At 65.1% G+C, this 3,519-nt stretch carries 5 protein-coding genes; 1 reads left to right on the top strand and 4 read right to left on the bottom strand.

What is annotated here, in order from left to right; genetic code table 11:
• The 3 genes from EN781_RS28800 to argH all read right to left on the bottom strand — a co-directional run.
• Positions 1–717: diaminopimelate decarboxylase (locus EN781_RS28800; protein WP_145965687.1), on the bottom strand; the 717-nt coding region annotated here is incomplete at its 3' end.
• 51 nt (positions 718–768) lie between these two features.
• Positions 769–975, bottom strand: a complete 207-nt coding sequence (locus EN781_RS28795; RefSeq protein WP_126058098.1) for a lipoprotein — start codon at positions 973–975, stop codon at positions 769–771.
• 88 nt (positions 976–1,063) lie between these two features.
• Complete coding sequence (argH, locus tag EN781_RS28790; RefSeq protein ID WP_127400564.1) at positions 1,064–2,464, bottom strand: argininosuccinate lyase; 1,401 nt, start codon at positions 2,462–2,464, stop codon at positions 1,064–1,066.
• Between the two features lie 36 nt (positions 2,465–2,500).
• Between argH and EN781_RS28785 the strand changes: the two genes are divergently transcribed.
• Positions 2,501–3,187 carry a TlpA disulfide reductase family protein gene (locus tag EN781_RS28785; protein WP_126058100.1) on the top strand — a complete coding sequence of 229 codons (687 nt, stop codon included), beginning with the start codon at positions 2,501–2,503 and terminating at the stop codon, positions 3,185–3,187.
• On the opposite strand, the gene EN781_RS28780 is transcribed toward EN781_RS28785, so the two are convergent.
• A partial coding sequence (locus EN781_RS28780) for an EAL domain-containing protein (RefSeq protein WP_145965686.1) occupies positions 3,179–3,519 on the bottom strand: 341 nt, incomplete at its 5' end. The two genes, EN781_RS28785 and EN781_RS28780, sit on opposite strands and share 9 nt — an antisense overlap.

Genomic DNA, 3,519 nt, shown 5'->3' with positions numbered 1-3,519 from the left:
ACCGCCGCCGAGATCGACATGCTCGATGGAATGGCCGTCGGCGCGCAGCGCGCCGACCAGTTCGACGAGCAGCGCGAAGGCGTCGTCGAAAGGCTGCAGCTCGGTGATCTGGCTGCCGATATGGGTGTCGATGCCGGTGACCCTGATGCCGGGCAGTTCCGCGGCGCGGGCATAGACTTGTCGCGCCCTTTGCCATGCAATGCCGAACTTGTTTTCGGCCTTGCCGGTGGAGATCTTCTTGTGCGTCCTGGCGTCGACGTCCGGATTGATGCGCAGCGAGACCGGCGCGACCTTTCCGAGCGCAGTGGCGCGGGCCGAGAGCAGTTCAAGCTCCGGCTCGGATTCGACGTTGAAGCAGAGGATGCCGGCCGAAAGCGCGAAATCCATCTCACGCGCGGTCTTGCCGACGCCCGAAAACAGAATCTTGCCGGCCGGGATGCCGGCGGCAAGCGCCCGGCGCAATTCGCCTTCCGACACCACGTCGGCGCCGGCGCCTTGCCTCGCCAGGGTCTTCAGCACCGCCTGGTTGGAGTTCGCCTTCATGGCGTAGCAGACCAGCGTGTCGAGCCCGGCGAAAGCCTCCTTGAAGACACGGAAATGCCTGGTCAGCGTCGCCGTCGAATAGCAGTAGAAGGGCGTGCCGACCTGTGCCGCGATGTCAGGTATGGCGACGTCCTCGGCATGCAGCACGCCGTCGCGATAGTCGAAATGGTTCACGAGAGTGGTTCCGGAAGTTGAAGCACGATGAGATCGGTGATCTCACCGACTCTAGAGCAGTGGGTCGAGGATGAACTTCTTGTCCTCGACCGGTTTTTCCGGCTCCGGCGGCACGGGCTGATGCGCCTTCTCGGCATCCTTGCGCGCCTGCACGGCCGCCTCGTAAGGCGTGTCGAGGCCGGTCCTTCGGCCGCAGGCCGTGACGGTAGCCACCGCCGCGAGCAGCGCGAGCGTCACCAAAATCCTGCTTGCGGTCATCGATCCCATCCGTCGGAGAAAATTCGTCGCCTGCTTCTAGCGAAAATTTATGGCCTTTGCACCCCGGCAAATCGGGCGGTCGCCCGGCTCACGCTTTGGCAAGCCGCTTTTTCCAATAGCGGATCTGCTTGCGCACCTCCGATGGCGCCGTGCCGCCGAAGCTTGTGCGGCTCTTCACCGAGTTCTGCACGGCAAGCACGGAGAAGAGGCCCTCGGTGATACCGGGATGGATCGACTGCAGATCCTCGAGTGAAAGCTTCTCCAGCCCGACCTTCTTGTCCTCGGCCAGCGCCACGGCGCGGCCGGTGACGTGATGCGCCTCGCGGAAGGGCAGGCCGAGCGTGCGCACCAGCCAATCAGCAAGATCGGTCGCGGTCGCGTGGCCCGAGCCGGCGGCCTTCTTCATGGCGGCGGCATTGACGGTCATGTCGCGCACCATGCCGGTCATCGCCGCCAGCATCAGGTCGAGCGTCTCGGCGGCGTCGAAGACCGATTCCTTGTCTTCCTGCATGTCCTTGCCATAGGTCAGTGGCATGCCCTTCATCACCGTCAAAAGGCCGACGAGATGGCCGTTGACGCGCCCGGTCTTGCCGCGCACCAGCTCGGCGGCGTCGGGGTTCTTCTTCTGCGGCATGATCGAGGAGCCGGTGGAGAATGAGTCCGACAGCCGGACCAAGCCGAATTGTGGCGTCGACCAGATGATGATCTCCTCGGCGAGCCGCGACAGGTGGGTGGCGCAGATCGCCGCAACAGCAAGGAACTCCAGCGCGAAATCGCGGTCGGAAACGCTGTCGAGCGAATTGCGCATCGGCTCGCGGAAGCCGAGTGCCTTCGCCGTCTGGTGGCGGTCGATGGCGAAGCTGGTGCCGGCAAGGGCCGCCGCGCCGAGCGGGCTCTCGTCCATCCGCTCGATGGCGTCGCGGACGCGCGACAGGTCGCGCGAGAACATCTCGACATAGGCCATGCAGTGGTGGCCGAAGGTCACCGGCTGCGCCGCCTGCATGTGGGTGAAGCCCGGCATCACCGTCGCCGCATGCTCCTCGGCGCGCTCGAGGAAGGCCGCGATCAGCCCTTTCAGCGCCTCGGCGACGCGGAAGCACTCGTCCTTGACCCAGAGCCTCAAATCCACCGCTACCTGGTCGTTGCGCGAACGGGCGGTGTGCAGGCGGCCGGCGGCGGGGCCGATGAGGTCGGCAAGACGCGCCTCGACATTCATGTGGATGTCTTCCAGCCTGGTCGAGAATTCGAATGTGCCGGCCTCGATCTCTTTCAGGATCGTGTTCAGCCCGTGAGCGATTTTATCTTGATCGGCCGCCGAAATAATGCCCGTTTCAGCCAACATCTCGCTGTGGGCGATCGAACCTCTTATGTCCTGCGCATAGAGTTTGCGGTCGAACGAGATCGACGCGTTGATCGCTTCCATGATCGCGGCCGGACCCGAGGCAAAACGTCCGCCCCACATCTGGTTGCTGGCCTTCTTGTCGCTCATAGCTATAACCCGTGCTCCGGAGCAGTTTTGAAGAAAATGGCAGACCGCAAACAATTATTCCCGGCCCCACGCCTCATCCTCGCCGCCTTGGTGGCAGGCGTGCTGGCGGGCGCGGTCGCGGTATATGTCAGCGAGAGCGGTTCTGGCAACAATGCTGCCGCCGATGTCGCCGCAACCAGCGGCAAGGACGATGCCGCCTGCGCGGCCAAAGCCGAGCGCGCCAAAAAGGTCGCAGCGAAGGCGACAGGCCAGGTCGCGGCGCTATTGCCGGCCGATCCGCCGCAGTCGTTGAAAAGCCTCGCCTTCAACGGTCCGGACGGCAAGCCGATGACGCTCGCCGACCATGCCGGCAGGACGCTGCTGCTCAACCTGTGGGCGACATGGTGCGCGCCGTGCCGCGCCGAGATGCCGGCACTCGACGCGCTGCAGAAGGAGATGGGCAGCGACCGCTTCCAGGTCGTCGCGGTCAATGTCGACACCGGCGACGACACCAAGCCGAAGAAGTTCCTCAGCGACATCGGCGTCGCAACGCTCGGCTACTACCGGGATCCGACGCTGGCGTTGTTCAACGACGTCAAGACGCGCGGCCTGGCGCTCGGTCTGCCGGTCACCATGCTGATCGACGGCGAGGGCTGCCTGATCGCGCATATGAACGGCCCGGCCGAATGGTCGGGAGCGGATGCCAGGCGGCTGGTCGAAGCCGCGCTCGGCCCCTCAAGCTGAGCGCAGGGCGGCCGCCGGTTCCAGCATCAGGATGCTGCCGCCGCCGCGTGAGACGGGGGCGTCGTCATCTGCCGCAGGCGCCCTCGCGCCGGTCAGTTCGCCGAACGCCTCGATCGGACCAGGCCTGCCGAGGTAGAAACCCTGCCCGATCTCGCAGTCCTCGGCGTCGAGGAACCTGAGTTCGCCCAGCGTCTCGACGCCTTCGGCGAGCACCGGCAAGCCAAGGCCACGGCCAAGTCCCAGCACGGCGCGCACGATGGCCGCCACCTGACCGTTCCTGTCGACCGACTTGATGAAGGAGCCATCGATCTTGATCTTGTCGAAGGGGAAGG

Origin of the sequence: Mesorhizobium sp. M4A.F.Ca.ET.090.04.2.1 (genome assembly GCF_003999085.1) — a bacterium.
Classification (GTDB): domain Bacteria; phylum Pseudomonadota; class Alphaproteobacteria; order Rhizobiales; family Rhizobiaceae; genus Mesorhizobium.
The sequence above is the reverse complement of the archived record's forward strand: the minus strand, read 5'-3'. Positions and strand labels throughout refer to the sequence as shown.